The 17,537-nt window shown below is 44.6% G+C and carries 18 protein-coding genes; 6 read left to right on the top strand and 12 right to left on the bottom strand.

Annotated features, from left to right (window positions below; all coding sequences use genetic code 11):
* Positions 1-69: 69 nt before the first annotated feature.
* The 3 genes from EHO57_RS15585 to EHO57_RS15575 all read left to right on the top strand — a co-directional run bounded on the left by EHO57_RS15585 (position 70) and on the right by EHO57_RS15575 (position 2,811).
* Positions 70-741 carry an ArsR/SmtB family transcription factor gene (locus tag EHO57_RS15585; RefSeq protein WP_135645811.1) on the top strand — a complete coding sequence of 224 codons (672 nt, stop codon included), beginning with the start codon at positions 70-72 and terminating at the stop codon, positions 739-741.
* A gap of 96 nt (positions 742-837) precedes the next feature.
* Positions 838-1,890 (top strand): AraC family transcriptional regulator, encoded by a 1,053-nt coding sequence (locus EHO57_RS15580; RefSeq protein WP_135645812.1) that lies wholly within the window; start codon positions 838-840, stop codon positions 1,888-1,890.
* A gap of 105 nt (positions 1,891-1,995) precedes the next feature.
* A complete protein-coding gene (locus EHO57_RS15575) occupies positions 1,996-2,811 on the top strand; it encodes a sterol desaturase family protein (RefSeq protein WP_135645813.1) in 816 nt (271 codons plus the stop codon).
* Positions 2,812-2,860: 49 nt separating this feature from the next.
* Here the strand turns inward: EHO57_RS15575 and EHO57_RS15570 are convergent, their stop codons facing one another.
* The 6 genes from EHO57_RS15570 to EHO57_RS15545 all read right to left on the bottom strand — a co-directional run bounded on the left by EHO57_RS15570 (position 2,861) and on the right by EHO57_RS15545 (position 9,645).
* Entirely contained in the window at positions 2,861-4,210 is a 1,350-nt protein-coding gene (locus EHO57_RS15570) for an N-acetylmuramoyl-L-alanine amidase (protein WP_425460799.1), read from the bottom strand.
* Positions 4,211-4,306: 96 nt separating this feature from the next.
* On the bottom strand, positions 4,307-5,062 hold the full coding sequence (locus tag EHO57_RS15565) for a hypothetical protein (RefSeq protein WP_135645815.1): 756 nt from the start codon (positions 5,060-5,062) through the stop codon (positions 4,307-4,309).
* Positions 5,063-5,116: 54 nt separating this feature from the next.
* Positions 5,117-5,800 carry an O-methyltransferase gene (locus EHO57_RS15560; RefSeq protein ID WP_135645816.1) on the bottom strand — a complete coding sequence of 228 codons (684 nt, stop codon included), beginning with the start codon at positions 5,798-5,800 and terminating at the stop codon, positions 5,117-5,119.
* Between the two features lie 6 nt (positions 5,801-5,806).
* The gene (locus tag EHO57_RS15555) at positions 5,807-6,637 is read right to left on the bottom strand and encodes an MBL fold metallo-hydrolase (RefSeq protein ID WP_135645817.1); all 831 of its coding nucleotides are present in this window, start codon (positions 6,635-6,637) and stop codon (positions 5,807-5,809) included.
* Positions 6,638-6,640: 3 nt separating this feature from the next.
* Positions 6,641-8,071: a M16 family metallopeptidase gene (locus tag EHO57_RS15550; protein WP_135645818.1), complete on the bottom strand. Its 1,431-nt coding sequence runs from the start codon at positions 8,069-8,071 to the stop codon at positions 6,641-6,643.
* A complete protein-coding gene (locus EHO57_RS15545) occupies positions 8,068-9,645 on the bottom strand; it encodes a M16 family metallopeptidase (protein ID WP_135645819.1) in 1,578 nt (525 codons plus the stop codon). The genes EHO57_RS15550 and EHO57_RS15545 overlap by 4 nt, the downstream gene beginning before the upstream one ends.
* A gap of 28 nt (positions 9,646-9,673) precedes the next feature.
* Here EHO57_RS15545 and EHO57_RS15540 point away from each other — a divergent pair, with 28 nt between their 5' ends.
* Positions 9,674-10,366 carry a hypothetical protein gene (locus tag EHO57_RS15540; RefSeq protein WP_246050727.1) on the top strand — a complete coding sequence of 231 codons (693 nt, stop codon included), beginning with the start codon at positions 9,674-9,676 and terminating at the stop codon, positions 10,364-10,366.
* 18 nt (positions 10,367-10,384) lie between these two features.
* Positions 10,385-10,807, top strand: coding sequence for a lipoprotein (locus EHO57_RS15535; protein WP_135645820.1), 423 nt, complete (start codon positions 10,385-10,387; stop codon positions 10,805-10,807).
* Between the two features lie 91 nt (positions 10,808-10,898).
* Here EHO57_RS15535 and mpl17 read toward each other — a convergent pair whose 3' ends face one another.
* The 6 genes from mpl17 to EHO57_RS15505 form a co-directional block, all read right to left on the bottom strand.
* Positions 10,899-11,303: a cell surface protein MPL17 gene (gene mpl17 / locus EHO57_RS15530; RefSeq protein WP_135645821.1), complete on the bottom strand. Its 405-nt coding sequence runs from the start codon at positions 11,301-11,303 to the stop codon at positions 10,899-10,901.
* 118 nt (positions 11,304-11,421) lie between these two features.
* Positions 11,422-11,916 (bottom strand): YajQ family cyclic di-GMP-binding protein, encoded by a 495-nt coding sequence (locus tag EHO57_RS15525; protein ID WP_135645822.1) that lies wholly within the window; start codon positions 11,914-11,916, stop codon positions 11,422-11,424.
* 37 nt (positions 11,917-11,953) lie between these two features.
* Entirely contained in the window at positions 11,954-14,722 is a 2,769-nt protein-coding gene (gene alaS / locus EHO57_RS15520) for an alanine--tRNA ligase (protein WP_135645823.1), read from the bottom strand.
* An 83-nt stretch (positions 14,723-14,805) separates the two neighbouring features.
* A complete protein-coding gene (rpsI, locus tag EHO57_RS15515) occupies positions 14,806-15,204 on the bottom strand; it encodes a 30S ribosomal protein S9 (RefSeq protein ID WP_135645824.1) in 399 nt (132 codons plus the stop codon).
* Between the two features lie 14 nt (positions 15,205-15,218).
* Positions 15,219-15,668, bottom strand: a complete 450-nt coding sequence (gene rplM, locus EHO57_RS15510) for a 50S ribosomal protein L13 (protein ID WP_135645825.1) — start codon at positions 15,666-15,668, stop codon at positions 15,219-15,221.
* 81 nt (positions 15,669-15,749) lie between these two features.
* A complete protein-coding gene (locus tag EHO57_RS15505) occupies positions 15,750-16,571 on the bottom strand; it encodes an LA_0442/LA_0875 N-terminal domain-containing protein (RefSeq protein WP_246050726.1) in 822 nt (273 codons plus the stop codon).
* Between the two features lie 298 nt (positions 16,572-16,869).
* Between EHO57_RS15505 and EHO57_RS15500 the strand changes: the two genes are divergently transcribed.
* Positions 16,870-17,493, top strand: coding sequence for a hypothetical protein (locus EHO57_RS15500; RefSeq protein ID WP_246050725.1), 624 nt, complete (start codon positions 16,870-16,872; stop codon positions 17,491-17,493).
* Positions 17,494-17,537: the final 44 nt, after the last annotated feature.

Here is a 17,537-nt window from a genome sequence, read left to right as displayed (position 1 = left end):
GGTATTCGAAAATACATTGACAGTCGGTCAATCAAATATTCAAATATGTATTTGAATATTTGAGGAAGCATGGAACAAAAGAAGACCGGCCGAGAATTCAAGAATTTCATTTACACCGTTCTGGCAAAATACGGTAAAGCCATCTCCGATCCGAAGCGTGTAGAAATATTAGATCTTTTGGTCCAGGCGGAGAAGAACGTAGAAATATTATCCAAAGAGATCGGCATGAGCGTGGCCGCCACTTCTCACCATCTTCAAATCCTAAAAGAATGCAAACTCGTTCGAGACAGAAGAGAAGGACGAAATATCTTCTATCAAATAGAAAGTGCGGGAATCTCAGTCTTCGATACAATCTCCTCTGCCGGAAAACAGTTCAATGCGGAGATCCAAGTAGAAATGGATTCCTTCTTTGATCCCGAACAGAAACTAGATGAACTAGAATATAAAGATTTCATAAAACGGGTATTATCCAAAGAACTCATACTGATCGACGTGAGACCCGAGTACGAGTACAATGCAGGCCATGTCCCCGGATCCATTTCCATTCCTTTGAAGGAACTAAGATCCCAGATATCTAAGCTCCCTAAACGTAAAAAGATACTCGCCTATTGTAGAGGAAAGTATTGCGTTTTGTCCGAAGAAGCGGTGAAACTCCTAAGAAGCGAAGGCTTCCAGGCATATAGGGTTGAAAACGGCCCACTTGAATTCTCTAGCTTAGGGGTCAAATTCCGTAAATCATAGAATGAATTTTTGATTGAAAGACGAGAGAATTAAGAAGAACTACTGAACTCAGGAGAAAAAGAAAGTCCAATCTGTAGCAAACTTCTCTCCTCCAAAATGTTACAAACTGAAACGCTCATACTCTGCCTAAAGGCCGCAACAATCACTCAACTAGGATTTCTCATCCTAAACTTTCTCATTCGGGTAAAGTTCTCTTACCAAAATGTTTTAGGGAGCCTGTTTTCCCTCTCCTTGATCGCTTACTTTATTTGCCCTTGGGTCCATCATTCCAATGTGGATCTGTTCTGGGCAATGATCGTGTATACCGGTTGCCACTCCGTTTCCGTTCTATTCTTCCTTTTCGTATCCAGTCTGTTCGAAGACGATTTCAAACTGAGACCCTGGCATGGAGCCTTATTCCTTTTTGTTAATACATATAGCTCTTATATACTCTTGTTCTCAGGAGCAGCTAGCGACACATCCGTTATTTCTAAGATCCTTTTTAGCTCTCCCCAAGTCTTTTATCTCATCTTGATCCTTTGGACCTTAGCAAAAGTCTTAAACGATAAGAAGATCGATCTACTAGAATCTCGAAGGGAGTTCCGGGTAATCTTTGCCTCCTTAACCGGATTGTATAGCATGGGTGTGGTTTTGGTAGAAGTGATCACCAGGCATGAAGAATATTCCGCCACATTGGATCTGGTAAACTCCTTCTTTATTTTTATATTGGTTTTCTTCATCTCTTTTCGGATCTTCGAATTTCGAGAGAATAGTTTTCCGATCCGGGATAAGGAAACTAAAGACGAAGAAGAACCACTGGATGAGAATCTTCTGAAAAAGCTGAACGTACTCTTGGCCGATCAAAAGGTATACCTGCATGAAAATCTTACCATCCTAGGCCTTGCCCAAAGATTGAATGTCCCAGAAAAGAAAGTAAGAAGATTGATCAACAAAGGCCTTGGATATAGGAACTTCAACGAGTTCCTGAATTATTTTAGGATACAAGAAGCTAAGGCTATCCTTTCCGATCCGGGTAAAAAAGAGATCCAAGTCTTGCGAATTGCGATGGATCTGGGCTATGGCTCCCTTGCTCCTTTCAATCGGGCTTTCCGAGAAATTGTAGGAACAACACCTAGCGATTTTAGAAAGCAGAAAGAACTCAGAAAATAACGATCGAATCCGGAATCGATCAGCATTTGGCCGAAATCGATCGGAATCGGAGCACGAAATCTGGTTTAATCATCTGTAGCGCCGAACTGGCGCAAAGGATCGAATATGTGCTTCCAAGACCAATTGCTTACCTATCTGTCGGAGTTAGCTCCTGCAATTCCCACAATCTTCTTAATAGATTTTTTGAGATACCTTGCCTTCGCTAGTTTGGCATTCCTGATCTTCTATATCTGGAAACATCCCTTCCAAAATCGAAAGATCCAGAATAAGACAGCCACAAACTCCCAGTTCAGAAAGGAATTTTTGCATTCTGTTTCTTCCGTCGTGGTATACACCTTAGTTACCTTCGTAGTACTTGTGCTCCGAAAATACGGATACTTTCAGTTTTACGAAAGAATTGAAGATCACGGTTGGGGATATTTGATCCTCAGCACATTACTCATATTAGCGATCCAAGACTTTTACTTTTATTGGACCCATAGACTCATGCATACCCGCTGGCTATTTAAGGCAGTCCACAAGGTACATCATGATTCCATGATCCCTTCTCCTTGGACTGCCTATTCTTTTAGTGTTTGGGAAGCGTTGGTCCATGCTCTAATTCTTCCCATAATAGCCTCTCTGTTTCCAGTCCATCCTCTCGCACTCCTGGTCTTTATGACATTTCAAATCGTGAGGAATGTCCTGGGCCATAGTGGATACGAGATCTTTCCTTCTTGGATGGTCTCGAGCCGGTTCCTAAAATGGATCAATACGAATACGAGCCACGATATGCACCACCAAAGCTTTCGATACAATTACGGTCTATACACTACGATCTGGGATTATGTATTCGGGACAGTTCATCCTAAGTATGAGGAGACTTTTGCAGAGATCACTCGCAGAAAATCAGAAGAGAGAAAGCTGCAAGAAAGTATTTAAACAAGCACAAGGCCTGCCTGTCCCATGGAAATGGCAGGATCCTTTCGAATCAATCTTCACGGACTACTCGGAAATAATTATTATCTTTCCAGGTTTCGTATCTAGACCAGTTGATCTTCTTTCCTTTAGGAATATAAGCGGAATCAACTGGTTTCATTTTAATGCCGTGAAACAATGAATAGATTCCTACTGCAAGAGAGACCGCAGTGTCCCTTCTCCTCTTGGTAAGGATCCTCATGTCCTTCTCCTTATCTATATAACCTATTTCGATATAAGCGGAGATCGCGTTGATAAAGGTAGGCAAACTATAAGTGGATATATATGGATCATTGATCGGCCCGGGAGAGGTTAGCTCCTCGTCGTCGTAAGGGATATTTCGTAAACCGTATTGCACGAATCTCATCAATTCCGCCGCGGCATAATGATTGTCACCGCCGAATCCTTCCTGGCCGTCTTCCCTTCTCCATAGCTCCGGCTCGGCTCTTTCCCTATCCCAAAACTTTCCCTTGGCCGAATACTCGGAATGTTTTTTGGCATAAGGTCCCGGTCCATCTAACACAGCTTTGTCGATCCAACCGGGTGGATCCGCGTACTTCCAAGTCACCATATTTTGGCGATAGCCTTCAAAATTGGAAAGATCCGTTTTCTTTCCGGACTTATTCGGCCAATACCCGTTAAAATAGATCCAAGCATCTGCGACCGCATTTTGCAAACGGGTCCATTCCATTTTAAATCGCATCCATTCGCTCCAAGGCCCATTCTCAAAAGACTTAGAGGAACCTCCTTCCGAGATCTTGCGAAGAGAATAGAAAGTACGATAAGAAGGAGATAGAACTGCAGCCATTCCTCCCGGATGTCCCTTCCAACTTGGATTCAAATGCAAAGATAATACGAGATAAGGCCTAGCCGCATTGATCCTAGAGATCCTCCCCGGCCTTAGCTTGCCGGTCTTCTTGTCCGGATAATCATACAGTCTATAAAATGCGTTCGGATCCGAATTTAGATCGGCTCCTTCTTCCTTTGCCGTTTCTTCCCGAGTCAGATCGGAATCGATGCGGATCCAAGGAAGGGATTCGTCCGTAAATTTTTTCGCATGAGAACGAAACGTCTCGAAGCCGTCCGCAGTTTTAGTAAGATCCAAGATCTCCTTTACCTCTTTCGCAAGAGCTAAGACGACTTCGCTTTCTCTTCTTGTCTTAGTCTGCGCTCCCGCTTTGTACGGTTCGAGATATTTCTTGGAGATGGGATCGTACTTGTCCCCATGTTCTTCCTTGGGCTTTAGATCCAGGCCACCGTGGCCAGGGTCGATCACGATATTATAGTTTTTTTTGGGAGATTCCTGAGCGTTTAGTGAGAAGGCAAATAGGCAAAGAATCAGAAAGGGAAATATCTTCTGGATCACGTAAGGAAATTTTTTTCTCCTAGGGTATCTTACTAAACTGATACCCGTAGGAGATACGTCAAGAAATCCAGAAATTAATTTCTGAGAGAAAGGTCAAAGTTTGGATTCGGCGTAGACCATATTGCGATTATCGCTTAGGTCGATCTTGTATTTCTCTCTTACGTTCTTACTCTCTTCTTCTGTCTTTAACTTGCTCAAAATGGAGATGCCATATTCCTTAGCGATCCGAAGATGCATGAGACTATCCTTGAATCTGGAGTCCCGTCTCATTCTCTCCGCTTGGATGAATTGGTAATAAGCGATCTGCAGCTTGTGTTGATTCAGGGAGATCTCTCTTCCACCAGCGCCTTTTGCAGCATTGCCTGGGCCTTGTTTTTGCTCGATGGCAACGATCGCATCCGCACATTCCCCCAAGAGCTGATCCACTTTTTGGTTGTATAAATCGGAGAATTTTCCGTAGAGCTTATTGGTCTCGTCTTCGGTTTCCCTCATCTTACGACCGGCCACCACATATTTGCGCATTAAAGAATAACGATATGCCTCGTTGTATTTCTTCCAAATACCGTCGAAGTCTTGTTGAGATCCTTGGACCTGAGAACCGAAATTTTTGACCACCACTTCCAAGGCCCCCAGATCTCCCTTCAGTTTATTCTGAGTGGAATCCAAGGTCCGAGCGAAATGGAACTCTTCCAAGTAGTCTCCTTGGTATTTCGGATCTTCCGCTGCGGATCCGAGAGTGGTGCCCTTGCCGTCTCCAGCTGCAGGTTTGTTTTGTGCAGTTACGCCGTACGTAAATAGGACCAAGCAAGAGAGTATCGCAATGATCCGAGGGAAAGAAATTTTTATCATGTTACCGACCCTTCGCGGTAATATAATACGATGCTTAAGAGACAAACAAGCTTTTTATTCGGAAAAATCGAAACATAATATTCCATCACCTACTGGGAATAATGTGTATGGAAGCTTCGAGTCTTGGATCAAGGACCAAACCTTGCGCACAGCTATGTCAGAAGGAGCTTGGTTCGAAGGATCCATGATCCGTCCATGCCATAGAACGTTATCAAAGGCGACTCTGAGTCTACGACCTCTCCCTTGGGACAATACCTTTTCTAGGATCTCGGGATAGCGTATCTTATCGCAGTCTACAAAAAGAAACTCTCTGCTTTGCTTAGGAGAAGATCCCAAAAATACTTGGAGTGCATCCAAGCATTCCCCTTCTTTGAACTCTAGTTCGAAGGATTTAGGATCGAGCCTTGATAAATAGGAGCGAGCAGTTCCTATAAACTGAACCTCTCTATCCACAGTGACTATCTTTGCGAAAGAAGAAAGAGCGGAGATCATCCAAGCAAGAGAGATACCATAGCCGGTTCCTAGCTCCAAAATGCTATCCGGTTTCCAAGAAGCGACCAAGAATGCTAATACCGAGCCGGAAGCAGGACTGAGAACCGGAAACTTATCCTGTAAGGCCTTTTCCTCTAATTCCTTCAACCAAGGAAAAGGCCTAGGCACCAGCTCGGAATGGATCCAATCCTCTAAACCTTCCTTATAGATGGAATTCCCGTATTTTCGATTCGGATCCTTTGTCATAACGTATCAATCCGGAAGAAATAGATGAAAGCGATCCTTTTCCGAATCAGGGATCCTCTTAGATAATACTTTTTTAATATAATGGAGCGGATATCTTTTGGAGAAGTGGATAAGCACGATCTTCTCATTCTTAAACGAGGAGATATTATGAAGGATCTCGTCCAAATGGATATGCCCCCATTCTCTTGCATTCTCCACGTTCCTTTCATGATCGATGTACGTGCATTCTATGAATAGAACCTCGGATTCAGCCACATCCTTATGGGTGAGAACGTATTCGATCTTAGTATCTCCGGAAAAACTTACGACTGGTTTTTCATGGACTTCATTCACATCGATCGATTCTGTTTTTTTTTGGAGCAACTCGCTTTGGCTTAGTCCTTTAAACTCCGGCTTTAGTTTTTTACGTTTCTCATAGACAGTATATCCTTGGGATTCCACTCTATGGAATGTCTTCCATGCCCGAAAAGAATGATAAGGATCTAGCTCCACTTCTTCTCCTTCTCGCAAAGACTTCATCTCATAAAGATAGGGAAAACCTTCTATCTTGGAATACAAAGACAAGATCTCTCTCATAGGAGCCTCTAGACTTTCAGGAAGATAGATCTTAGGTGGGGGAAGTTTACGTAGAGACCTCTGAGAAATATAATACGGCAATCCGGCAGAATGATCCAGATGAGCGTGAGTCAGCAAAAGCCTTTCTATATGGACCCGATTCGGATTCTGATGTCCGATATCGAACATCAGATTCAAGCGAGGCATAACTACGGAAGTCCTGACCCCTCCTTCGGAAATTCCTTCGAAAATATAACCTCTATGTTGGAACTTACTCTCCATTCTTCAAGGAACCGGATCTTCCGGCCCGATCACCTTCTGTCCACTTAGCTCCGAAGAAACGGAAGACTTAGGCCCGGAGACTACCGCGGTCAATTTATCTCTTCTAAAATACGTCTTACCCACTCTCTTTAGATCGGAAAGACTTACTTCTTGGATCTTGTCCCTGTACTTACGAAGATAATCCTTTGGCATCTTATGCTCTCTGAAGCGCACTTCGTTCCTCAAGATCTCCATGGAATCCGTGAAGAGGAAAATGAATTTGTTCAAGATGGCTTCTTTAGCATTTCTTAATTCTTCTTCAGAGATCTTGGAGAAGCTGGAGTCGCTTAAGATCTCGCCCATCAGATTATAGACTTCCATAGTACTCTGGGATTTTGTCTGAGTGAAGAAATACAGAACGGAATGATCCTTTTCAAAAATAGGCTGACTAGAAGAAGAATATGCGAGTCCCTTATCCGATCGGATCTTACTCATGAAGTAAGAGTTAAATCCCCCTCCTCCAATGATATAGTTCAAGACTTGGATCGCATAGAAATCCTTGTCGTTATGCGCCGGCCCAACCCCCATAAACAATACTACGTTCTGAGTGTTTGCCTTATCTACGACTAGGTTCTTGACTTCCTTATCCAAGTTCTTGGAAAGATCCGCCTGGACAGAGACTTGGGGCTCAGTCACCGGACTTCCGGAAAAAGGAGGAAGGATACCTTGCAGGAACTCCGGGATCTCTTCTTCTTTCCATTTACCTGTGACCAAAATAGATCGCCTAGAACTCAAGAGCTGTTTCGTATAGAATTCCTTTAAGGATGCTTCTTGGAGTTGGTCCAGAACGGAAATAGAAACGGATTTACCTTTTACTTTTCCCTTATATACCAACTCGTTGGCCTTGCGGAAAGCAAGACCCATGATATTATCGTTCCTTCTCTTGATCTGCTCTCCCAATTGCAATCTTGCGATCTCGAAAGCATCCTGGCCGAATAGAGGCTCCTTTAAGAACTCGGAGATCAACGCCAATGATTCCTTGTCGTATCTGGAAAGCCAGGAGAAGGTCAAGGTCACAGTCTCCAGATCCGAGGCCACTCTCATCTTGGAACCATAAGATTCCCAGACTTCCGCAAAGGATTCTCCCGGATGAGAAACGGTCCCTCCCTTCTTCCAAGCCTCGGGAAAGATCTCCACAAGTTCGGTCGGAATATTCGGATAAAAAGAAGGTCCTGTATAAAAAGAGATCTCCAGCGTGCGCGTAGGAAACTCCGAGTTTTCCAGGAACAGAATGCGAGTGTTCGCATCCTTTCCGATCTCCTTGATCTCGGGAAAATGGAACTCCAAAGGAGGAATACGTACGTCCTTTACAAAATCTCCGGGAGCCGCATCTAAGCCGGCAAGGCAAACGAGAGAGATCAGACCGAAAGAGCATAAAGATTTTTGAATATTCATTTCTTTTCTCCGTCGGAGTTGATCAGGTCCCCGACAGTCAAATTGCGGGGAGAGAAGTATTTTTGGGTCACTCTCATAATATCTCCGGGAGTTACTCTATCCAGTCGGGAATAATCGTCGAAGATCTCCGTCCAATCTCCCGCGACCAGTTCATAATATGTGAGAACGTCGGCGAGTTTAGAATTGCTGTTTAAGCCTCGGATATAATCTCCCACGATCTGATTCTTGATCTTTAAGAGTTCTTCTTCGGAAACCGCTTCTTTTTTTAGGGATTCTATTTCCTCTAAGATAGCGGATTCGATCTTGTCCGGATCGGCGCCGCGAACGTTGGTCACATAGATCGCGAATAGATTTGCGTATCGCTCCCCAGGCTCTCCCGTCCAACAGGAAACTCTTTGGGCAAGCTTGTCTCTCAGAACCAATCTCTTGTACAATCTTCCTGTTTCTCCCTGAGAAAGGATCGCGTCGATCAATTCCAGTACAGGGCGATCCGGATGAGGAGCGGCAGGGGTCAACCAACCCATAACCTTCATCGGGCCGGAAGAATGTTTTACGGTCACTCTTCTAGTTTCATGGTCGTAGCTTTCTGCAACATTAGAAGGCTTAGGAGACTCTCCATCGGGAATGTTCTCGAAGTATTTTCGCACCAAGGCCTCGGTCTGGGAGAAGTCCACATCTCCCACGATCCCGATCGCCATATTATGAGGTCTATACTTCTTCTGGAAGAAATCCTCAGTCTTATCTATATCAAGAAAAGGTAAATTAGATTCGAAACCGATAACCGGCATGCCGTACGCATGCTTCTCGAAGGCGGTTCCAAGGAACTTCTCTCTGAGAATTCCCATGCCCTGGTTTTCCACCCTCATTCTGCGCTCTTCTAGGACTACATCCCGTTCCGTATAATATTCCCTTAATATAGGATCCTTCAGACGATCCGATTCCAATTTTGCCCAGATCTCCAAACGATTAGAAGGAAGAAGGATCTGATAATTCGTAACATCGTTCGTGGTATACGCGTTGAACCCAGTCCCACCATTCTTATCATAGATATAAGAATCCTCGTTGGACACCACGAACTTACGATGCAATTCGAGAAGGCTCTTGAAGCGACCCTCTAAAACATTTTTGTCTGTGATCAATTTTTCGGGAACTGGCTCGCCCTTTTGGATGAGCTCCCTTTCCTGCAGGCGATAAGAGTCCAGTCTCTTCCCCCATACACGGATCTGATCCAAGTAGATCTTTTCTTTTTCGTAATTGGTGACACCGATATTCTTAGTGCCCTTGAAAAGCATATGTTCCAGAAGATGAGCCGTGCCCGCAATCTCGGGAGTTTCGTCGGAAGAACCTACCAAGAACTTGGTATATACCGCCACAGTAGGAGATCCTTCTCTCTTCATCATCAAGAGACGAATGCCGTTTTTCAGTACGACCTTTTTCACTCTGGATTCGAGAGAAGAGCGGACTTCGGAAAAAATGTCTTCGTTCGCAAATAGGAAAGAATTAGCGAAGAGAGAAAGACTTAGAAAAAGAAAAATGGAACGAAATAGATTCGATTTGGGAAGAAGACTCCACATACCTACAAGATTTCCCCAAAAAGCGAGAATGTCCAGAAGATACCGAGAAAAAATCCCGCTGGTTTTTGTACACGGGAACAATAAACTAGGAACTATGCCGAGGGTCTTAACGGTCTTAATCTTGCTCCTCTTCTTCGCTAAATGCGAACAAGCTGATCCCGAATTCAGAAGAAAGGCTTGGGAAAACGTATCCGATTCCGGCTTCATCTCTCACGATTATTTTCAAGTCGTAGTGACAGTTCCGATCCCCAACCAAGAAAGACCTCTTCTGGAATTAAGAGAAGAATGCAAGGCCAGAGCCTTACGAAAAAGGGACGAAGTTACAGTTACCCTTATCTTGGCCCAACTAACGGAAGAAAGAAAAAGCCTGATCGGGATCGCAAGCACTAGCACGGTCCCAAAGTATGAGACCCCGATCCTTCCAAACACGATCCTTGCCGCTCAGGCATCCAGAGGAGGTGGAGCTTCCATAGCCACGCAAACTCTCATCCCGACCGACAAATCAAACGAAGATCAGGAAGAAAAAAAAGAAAAGAAGAAGACGGAAATCGTAAGTGCTGATTATTTAGCTTACCGCGCATCACTTGCGTGGTTTATAGATAAACTGTTCTTGTTTAAAGAAGACTATAGCGATCCTAAGACCTGCACCATGGTTTTTAGGGTTGTGGATGCGGATTTAATGAAGCGAATCTTAGAATCTCCAATAACTCCTAGAATGTGAGAAAAGGAATCTCTATCTATGTCCATTAAAACGATCTCAACAGTACTGCTCGTTTCGCTTCTGGTAGTCTGTAAAACTCCTCAGAAAGAAGAACCTAAAACCGAACCTCAGAAAACAGTCACCCAAGAATCCGTTCCTACTGAAGACGATCAATTCGTAAAAGCGATCGAAGGCTTTCTGAATTCTTCCACATACCAAGTAGTGGTTTCCTCCTTAGATAGCAACGAATCCGAGGCGTTGGATCTAGCCAAGAAAAGAGCCTTGAACTTATTCATTGCGGAGAAGGGAGATCTTTTCCGTCCAACGGACAGAAAGGTCCTAAAAGAGATCGTAGATAATAAGGGAAAGATCGTAAAAGTCTCTAAGCCGATCCACGGAAAGACCTATTATATTTTCCAGGTCACAGAAAGAGACCTGAAAATGGAATTAAAGAAACAGTAACTTCCTAATAAAACGAAAGCGGCTGCAATCGCCAAGATCACCGGCCGCTTCCTTTCAAGATCCAGAGATCCGATTTAGATACATTACAAATTTATTGTATGACTTCTTTCTGCAGGACCTTCCCGGGAATACAGATATTCCTGTTATAGTCGCAATAAAAGATCTTAGCGTGTATCTCCAAGTCTCCCTTCCCCTCTAGTTTTACCTGCATCGGATCCACTGTCTCAAAGTATTCCTTCTTACGAGTAGAAGTCTTGCCTTTCAACTTAAGATCCGCCGAGACCACTTTAAGTCCAGGCCCCGGGTTCATCAAGATCCTATGAGGAGCATCCTTTTGGACGCCGAAATTATCTGGGTGGACTAGTCTAAGTTGGTAGGTGTTAGGGGAAGACTTCTCTAATTTAAACTTGATCGGATTTTCTTCTTGGGCGGAAACTCCGGATATCAAAAAGATCGAAATAAACGAGAAGATAGAGATGAAATAAAAACGTTTCATGCTGATTAGACCCTTATCTTACTGAATTGTTATTCAAAGCCCTGCAAAAAATCGGCTTATCTTTTTGTGGCATATTTTTGGATCAGAATATCACCTGAAATACCCAAGGATTCCCTGATCAGCCTTTGAAATTCTGGAACTGAACATCGAAGGGAAGATCCGCCGCTTTCAAGAGTCTCATGATCTCCTGAAGATCGTCCTTCTTCTTGCCTTGGACGCGAACGCAATTCCCCATGATGGTCGGAGTCACTTTTAATTTAGAGTCTTTGATGATCTTAGTGATCTCTTTGGTTTGTTCCTTTTCTAAACCATTGCGGATCTTGACTTTCATCCGGACAGTATTTCCGGTCGCAGGTTCTATCTTGGACTTGAAATCGAAGGATTTTAGACCAAGGCCTCGTTTGGCCATCTTATTGATCAGGACATCGATCACACTTTCCAGTTTGGCCTCGTTATCCGAAGTAAGTGTCAGGGATTCTTCTTCTAATTTGATCTCGGACTTAGAACCCTTGAAATCGAAACGGGTCTTGATCTCACTGATCGCCTGAGTGACTGCGTTTTGGAGTTCCGGTCTATCGATCTCGGAAACTACATCGAATGATGGATCGCTCATTTCTTCTCTCCGTTCTTACTTTTTATCATCCAGAGTGTCACTTGCTCAAGCCTCCGTTTAAACCGGCATACGCCTTATCGAAAGCAAGCTGGACCGCTTCTTGGATCTTAGAGACTTCCTTTCCTCCGCCCTGTGCCATGTCAGGTTTTCCTCCGCCTTTGCCGCCTAATATCTCACAGGCGGCCTTGACCAGATCCCCGCAATGCACTTTCTTTCCAGCGATGGAAGGAGAACAGGTAACTACGATACTTGCATCTTCTGCGTTCTTGCTCGCAAGAATAGCAACGATCTCTTTCTCTCTTACTTTCAGATTGTCGGAAAGTCCTTTGAGCGCCTTGGCATCTTTGGAATCGAAAATATAGGAAACGATCTTGGTAGTTCCTATGGACTTGGCTTCGGAAAGGACTTGGTTTAATACTTCAGGATTGTTCTCGAAATCCCTGGACTCTCTATTCTTCTTTTCTTTTAAGAACTTACTTTGGGTTTCTTCGAGTTCTAAGGAAAGTCTTTCGCTCAGATCCCGAAAGGTAACGACTGCGTCCGCTCCCTTTGATGCAAATAAGGCGCGAACTTCGTCCGGCCCGGGAACATTCGTCTTAATAGAAAGAGACGTACCTTCCGCTCCCAACTCTTCTTTGATCTTAAGATTCAGGTTTTGGACGGCCTCAGTCAATTCTGCAAAGCGATTCAGGAAGGTTTCGATCACCACTGGTCCCGCAACCGCTTCTATACGACGGTTCCCCGCACCAGGACTGGATTCTTTCTTAATGAAGAAGTATCCGATATCTCCCGTATTTACCACGTGAGTTCCGCCGCAAAATTCCAGGGATCTATCTCCCATTTTCAGGACGCGAACCTTGTCCCCGTACTTCTCATCGAAAGCAGCGACCGCTCCAGTCTTCTTAGCGTCTTCGATCGCGAGGACTTCCGTTTGGACCGGGATATGACGAACGATGCTCTCGTTCACCCAGGATTCTATATTACGAATTTCTTCTATACTCAAAGGACTCGGATGAGAGAAGTCGAATCTTAGATAATCCGGAGATACGATGGAACCTTTTTGGAGCACGTGATTCCCGAGAAGACTACGAAGCGCTCCATTCAATAAGTGGGTTCCGGAGTGATGGAATCGGAGTTTTTCCCTTCTTTCTTTCTCAACTTCCAGCCTTGCCTTATCTCCCTCGGAGAAGGAACCAGACAAAACGGATCCTATATGTAGGATGATATCGTTCTCTTTCTGAGTATCCAAAACCTTGAAGACAGAAGAGCCTTTTCGGATGAATCCGGTATCGCCCACCTGTCCTCCTCCTTCCGGATAGAACGGACTGGACTTGAATACCAGCACCCCAGCCTCTCCTTCTTTCAAAGAAGGGACTTGTTTATTATCGGCGAAGATAAAACTGATCTCCGACTCCGCTTCTAAAGCATCGTAACCCAAAAATTCCGTCTTATCAGTCTTGATCCCGGTGAACAAGGAAACCTTATTTGCCTTCCAAGTTTCGCGAGAAGATTGTCTGTCCTTTTCCAACTCCTCTTCGAAACCATTCTTATCGAAGGAAAGACCATGCTCTGCAACGATCTCTTCCGTCATCTCAGCCGGGAAACCGTAAGTTCCATACAATAAGAAGCTGTCTTTTCCGGAGAAGATATCGGAGCCTTCCAATTTTGTCTTTAAGACCAGCGCCTCGATCTTCTCGAGCCCGATCTCCAGAGTTTTCAGGAATAGCTCTTCTTCTGCGAGAAGGGTCCTTTCTACGGAAGAAATATGTTTTTCCAGATCAGGATATCTTTCCTTATAGATAGTCGCCACAGGCTTCACTAATTTATAAAGGAAGGGTTCTTTTAGATCCAATTTACGGGCAAATAATACTGCGCGACGGATTAAGCGACGGATAACGTATCCTCTACCGGTCCTATCCGGAAAGATTCCATCGCTTACGGTAAATAGAGCGGAACGAATATGGTCTGTGATCACACGGAAAGGCACCTTTGTGGATCCTTCGTATGTCTTTCCAGAGATCTTCTCTACTTCGGAAATGATCTCTCTCAGCTCGTCCGTATCGTAAACCGAATCCACTCCCTGGAGCAGAAGAGCTACCCTTTCTAGACCGGAACCGGTATCGATCCCCGTTTGTTTGAGGGGATGAAGATTCCCTTCCGTATCTTGGTTGAATTGGTTGAATACAATATTCCAAAATTCTAAAAAACGATCGCAGTCGCAGCCCGGACGACATTCGTATTTCACTCCGCAATCCGGAAGTCCCTTCTCAGGTCCTCTATCCAAGTATAATTCGGAGCAAGGTCCGCAGGCACCGCTATCTCCCGCAGGTCCCCAGAAATTGTCCTTCTTTCCTAAGCGAGTGATCCTTTCTTTTGGAATTCCTTTGGAGAGCCAGATCTTCTCCGCCTCATCGTCGTTCTCAAATACGGTGATCCAGATCTTCTCTATAGGAAACCCAAGACGGTTCACGGAACAATCCAAGGCGAATTCGATGGCTTCTTCCTTGAAATAATCCCCGAAGCTGAAGTTCCCAAGCATCTCGAAGAAGGTGCAATGTCTTTCGGTCTTCCCCACATTCTCCAAGTCTGTGGTTCTTAAACATTTCTGAGCGGAAGTCGCTCTAGTATAAGGAAGCTCTACCGCTCCGGTAAACAAAGGCTTGAACTGTACCATTCCCGCAGTGGTAAATAAAAGAGTGGGATCTCCCGCAGGCAATAAGGAAGAAGAAGGGACCACAGTATGTCCTTTCTCTTGGAAGTAATTCAGGAAGATTTTGCGGATCTCGGAGACTTTTTTAAAATTCATGCAACCTCTAAAAACAGAAAATGCCCGAGGTCTTGATGGCAAGAACTTCAGGCATTCCCAAAAACGGATCTAAAAAACGAAGTTTATCGTTTAGAGAACTGGGTTCCTCTACGCGCTTTGTGTAGACCGTATTTCTTGCGCTCCACCATACGAGGGTCACGAGTGAGTAGACCTTCTTTTTTAACGGTGGCTCTGAACTCCGGATTATAACGGCAGATCACTCGAGCAAGAGCGTGACGGATCGCGCCAACTTGACCAACGATCCCTCCCCCGGAAACATTCACCTTAAGATCGAACTTTTCGGCTACATTCATCAGGGTTAAAGCAGTAATGGCTTCTTTAATATTAGAACGGCTGTTTTGTAGATAGTCTTTGATATCCTTATCATTAACTACGATCTTGCCGGAACCTTCTTTCAATTTCACACGGGCGATTGCGTTCTTACGACGACCTACTGCCCAGATTTCCTTGGCGCTTGCCATATTCTAATATTCTCCTAGAGTTCCAGTTTCACCGGCTTTTGTGAGCCGAGGTTATGCTCGCTTCCAGGGAAGATCCGGAAATGAGTCAACATTTCTGCGCCGAGTTTGCTTTTGGGAAGCATTCCTTTTACAGCTTCATAAAGGATTTTTTCAGGGTGTTTCACTCTCATGTTTTGAAGAGAGGTGGCAGTCATCCCGCCCGGATAACGTGAATGGTGGAAATATTCCTTTTGAGATTCCTTGTTTCCGGTTACGGCAACTTTAGCCGCGTTAATAACAATGATATTATCTCCGCAATCCACGTTCGGAGTAAATGTAGGCTTATGCTTACCGCGAAGTCTATGAGCGATCTCCGAAGCGAGACGACCTAAGGTTTTACCCTCTGCGTCCACTACATACCAAGCCTTGTTGGCTTGTTCCTTTTTCAAGGAAGGAGTTCTATGCGGTTTAGATACGATTGGCATGTGAAAAAACGTCCTGTATAGGCCAATTTCGCGTACCGGCCTAATGGGTCAAGGAAATTTAGACAAGACGGCAAAAGCCTGTTAGAAGCGGAAAGAAAGTCTGGCCTCGGCACCCCAACCTAGTTTTCCGGGGATCAGATCAGGCTTAGGAGAAACCCCCCAAGTGACCGGAGCATCCGCCTGACCTGCCCAGGAGCTGCCCAGAAAATAGCTTCGGACCAATTGGGTCAGATAGACTGCTCCTAAAACGTAAACGGCTTCGTTATAATGCTGTACCGCTGCGCTATACTCGGATCTGGCGCTCGGAACCTGAGTGTACAGGAAGTAATTTGCCAAGCCTCCTCCTAAGATATATGTCCCGGTAGTGCCGCTTTTGGAGACCACATCGTCATAATGTTTTTTAGCGGATTCCGCTTCCGATCTGGCCGCGACAGCAAGGGCCACAGTGCCCAAGAATACGCTTCCGGTCAAAATTGCCTCGCTACGATTCTCGGTATAAGACTGCCCCCAACCTGGAAGGATTGCAGATCTCCATACTGCGCTCCATTTATTTCTTCCTGGTCCGATTGCTTCCTGCTTAGGAGGTTCTATAATAATGATGGGCTCTTCGATTTTTTGCTGAGGGTTTTCCTGCAGCTTCTTCTCTTCTTCTTGGCGGATCCGTTTCTCTTCTTCTTTAGAAACATCTTTATAAATAATCTTTAAAATATCCCGTTTGCTGATGTTTTTCTTTCCGACATCGGTCTGAACAGTGATATTCCTTTCCGTATGACCCACTACGGACCCTACTACTTTTCCGCCGCTCCTGAGCAGGACCGTCTGCTGGCCGAATATCCCTATCGGAAAATAGAATAACAGTAGAAAGATGGCAATTCTGAGACTTCTGGTCAGGGTATGTCGCATAACATTGAGATGCAAAAGTGAGAAGAATACGTCAAGCAGAATGATCCTTCGGATGATTGGATCTTAGTAATCAATATGAAATATTCGTAAACTAGTATAATTACGGATATTCACTTCGGATCTATTCCTTAAGAACCGTATTTCTACTAGAAAATAATCGCTCTGATCCTGTCGTTCCATTTTCCAGCATAGCGATTACGTAAACTTCTTGCCGAACAATTTATGCGAATACGATACTGCGCATATGAAGCATCCAGTCCTAGCACTCATACTCTTTTCTTTTTTATCGCAGGGATGTTTGTCGGAAAAAACTTGTTCTAGCCAAGACAGGGGTTGCAATGCGGAACAACAAGTACTGTCTTTATTCTCCGCTCCCTCCGGAGTGTACATCTATCCTACTTCGACTAGTTATCAAGGGAACTTATCCATCCTGGGGTCCGGTACTTTGGATGCTAGCCTAAGTGTGATTTGCGAACGAGACAGGCTTCTAGCTCCGATTGTAGATCTAGGTTGTTCCAAAGTGGCGCCGATGGTCTCCACTTCCTTGGTATCGTTCAATGCGATCAATACCTTCTATGCGGATATCCCTTACACCGGAACTCCAGTGAGAGGACCAAAAGGAACCATCATTGCAGATGATCTATCCACTTTATTTAGTGCGGATCTGAAAGTGTCTCTCTCCACAGCCGGACTTGGTATTGGAAGCCAGTTCTATTGGACTTTTTCGGATGGCTCGGGGGCCTATGCTTCGGATAATTGCAATAACGGAGTAGATAATACTACCATCTTCAATGGAGCCGTCGGAAGTACAACTCTTGTCACTGCCGGCACTTGGTTCAATCCGACCATTGCATCTTGTATCGAACGTCACAGAGTGCTTTGTCTCTGCTATCACCCACTCAGTACGGTCCAAGGCGGTTGATCGATCCTCCCAATAGCAGAGGATACATTCAAAATATATAATGC

This window comes from Leptospira langatensis, assembly GCF_004770615.1.
Lineage (GTDB): Bacteria > Spirochaetota > Leptospiria > Leptospirales > Leptospiraceae > Leptospira_B > Leptospira_B langatensis.
Note: the sequence above shows the minus strand (reverse complement) of the source record. Positions and strands in the feature narration are given on the sequence as shown.

Excerpts from the sequence above, each read along its gene's own strand:
- EHO57_RS15585 (WP_135645811.1), top strand. The coding sequence starts at position 70 with ATGGAACAAAAGAAGACCGGCCGAGAATTCAAGAATTTCATTTACACC.
- EHO57_RS15580 (WP_135645812.1), top strand. The coding sequence starts at position 838 with ATGTTACAAACTGAAACGCTCATACTCTGCCTAAAGGCCGCAACAATC.
- EHO57_RS15575 (WP_135645813.1), top strand. The coding sequence starts at position 1,996 with ATGTGCTTCCAAGACCAATTGCTTACCTATCTGTCGGAGTTAGCTCCT.
- EHO57_RS15565 (WP_135645815.1), bottom strand. The coding sequence starts at position 5,062 with ATGATAAAAATTTCTTTCCCTCGGATCATTGCGATACTCTCTTGCTTG.
- EHO57_RS15560 (WP_135645816.1), bottom strand. The coding sequence starts at position 5,800 with ATGACAAAGGATCCGAATCGAAAATACGGGAATTCCATCTATAAGGAA.
- EHO57_RS15555 (WP_135645817.1), bottom strand. The coding sequence starts at position 6,637 with ATGGAGAGTAAGTTCCAACATAGAGGTTATATTTTCGAAGGAATTTCC.
- EHO57_RS15550 (WP_135645818.1), bottom strand. The coding sequence starts at position 8,071 with ATGAATATTCAAAAATCTTTATGCTCTTTCGGTCTGATCTCTCTCGTT.
- EHO57_RS15545 (WP_135645819.1), bottom strand. The coding sequence starts at position 9,645 with ATGTGGAGTCTTCTTCCCAAATCGAATCTATTTCGTTCCATTTTTCTT.
- EHO57_RS15540 (WP_246050727.1), top strand. The coding sequence starts at position 9,674 with ATGTCCAGAAGATACCGAGAAAAAATCCCGCTGGTTTTTGTACACGGG.
- EHO57_RS15535 (WP_135645820.1), top strand. The coding sequence starts at position 10,385 with ATGTCCATTAAAACGATCTCAACAGTACTGCTCGTTTCGCTTCTGGTA.
- mpl17 (WP_135645821.1), bottom strand. The coding sequence starts at position 11,303 with ATGAAACGTTTTTATTTCATCTCTATCTTCTCGTTTATTTCGATCTTT.
- EHO57_RS15525 (WP_135645822.1), bottom strand. The coding sequence starts at position 11,916 with ATGAGCGATCCATCATTCGATGTAGTTTCCGAGATCGATAGACCGGAA.
- alaS (WP_135645823.1), bottom strand. The coding sequence starts at position 14,722 with ATGAATTTTAAAAAAGTCTCCGAGATCCGCAAAATCTTCCTGAATTAC.
- rpsI (WP_135645824.1), bottom strand. The coding sequence starts at position 15,204 with ATGGCAAGCGCCAAGGAAATCTGGGCAGTAGGTCGTCGTAAGAACGCA.
- rplM (WP_135645825.1), bottom strand. The coding sequence starts at position 15,668 with ATGCCAATCGTATCTAAACCGCATAGAACTCCTTCCTTGAAAAAGGAA.
- EHO57_RS15505 (WP_246050726.1), bottom strand. The coding sequence starts at position 16,571 with ATGCGACATACCCTGACCAGAAGTCTCAGAATTGCCATCTTTCTACTG.